The sequence below is a fragment of the Arthrobacter sp. JCM 19049 genome, assembly GCF_001310435.1.
This window is the reverse complement of the sequence record NZ_BAXF01000622.1, coordinates 1-1,110: the sequence shown is the minus strand read 5'-3', so window position 1 is coordinate 1,110 and position 1,110 is coordinate 1. Positions and strand designations below refer to the sequence as shown.

Annotated in this window: 3 protein-coding genes; 1 reads left to right on the top strand and 2 read right to left on the bottom strand. The window is 68.8% G+C overall.

The window, feature by feature from the left end; genetic code table 11:
• The coding region (locus tag JCM19049_RS15030; protein WP_054821970.1) for a YchJ family metal-binding protein at positions 1–341 on the top strand (341 nt) is incomplete at its 5' end.
• On the opposite strand, the gene JCM19049_RS21265 is transcribed toward JCM19049_RS15030, so the two are convergent.
• Positions 301–654, bottom strand: a complete 354-nt coding sequence (locus JCM19049_RS21265) for an ankyrin repeat domain-containing protein (RefSeq protein WP_279403331.1) — start codon at positions 652–654, stop codon at positions 301–303. The two genes, JCM19049_RS15030 and JCM19049_RS21265, sit on opposite strands and share 41 nt — an antisense overlap.
• The coding region (locus JCM19049_RS15025) for an ankyrin repeat domain-containing protein (RefSeq protein ID WP_374700329.1) at positions 636–1,110 on the bottom strand (475 nt) is incomplete at its 5' end. The genes JCM19049_RS21265 and JCM19049_RS15025, both read right to left, overlap by 19 nt.

Here is a 1,110-nt window from a genome sequence, read left to right as displayed (position 1 = left end):
GTTGCGCCCCCTGGCATGCGGGACGGGCGGATGCCAGCGCGCTGCCGCAGAGCGCCGAACAGCTGATGCGTTCACGCTACAGCGCGTTTGTGCTGCAGCTGGCCGACTACCTGCTGGCGACCTGGCATGAGAGCACTCGTCCGCGCAGCATCGACTTCGACCCGGGTGTGCACTGGCTGGGGCTGCGGATCCTTTCCACCCGGGCCGGCCAGGAATCAGCCTCGCGCGGGGTGGTGGAGTTCGAGGCCAGCTACCGTGCGGCCGACGGGGTGGGCACGCAGCACGAAAAAAGCACGTTCGTCAAGGAAGACGGGGCCTGGTTCTACCTGGACGCCCTGTAGCCGCCGGGCGCGGCCGCACCCTAGCGCGAGGCGCTGCGGATGACCTGCACCATCTGCGACAGCCCGCGTTCGCTGGCCAGCTCCAGCGCGTCGCTGCCGGTGCGGTCCTTGATCGTCGCATCGGCCCGCCCAGCAGCAGCAGCCGGGCGACGTTGACGAAGTTCGATGAGTCCTGGCCCAGCACGACGGCCTCATGCAGCGCCGTCCAGCCCAGGTCGTTGACGTGGTCAACCTCCACGTCGTGCTGCAGCAGCAGGCGCACGGATTCGACCTCACCGTTTTCGCTGGCCATCATCAGCGCGGTGCTGCCCATGTGTTGGTGGCCTCCAGTTCCGCACCGTGCTCGATCGCGGCGGAGAGCACCGGCACCATTCCCTCGGCGCTGGAGCGCAGGTAGGCGGATTCGTGGAAGTCATCGGTGGCGTTCGGGTCAGAGCCCAGCTTCAAGAGCTTCAGGGCCATCGCCTCGTCCTTGTTCACCACCGCCTTCAGCAGCGCGGTGCGCCCGTAGCTGTCGCGGGCCTCCAGGTCCGCGCCGTCGGCAACGGCCTTCTCCGCCTGGGCGACCTTCTTGTTCTTTACCGCATCCAGGAGCTGGGTGGTCGCCTTGTCGTAGCTGGCACTGGTGCTGGGCAGCAGGGACACCGCCGGGGCCTTCGCGCCGGTGCCGGCGCTGGAAAGGGGGGCCACCTCATCGGCGGTCTTGCTCGCAGCGGTGGAGGGGCCGGTTCGGTGGTGGCCGGCGCCTTGCCGGTGCTGCTGGCCTTGG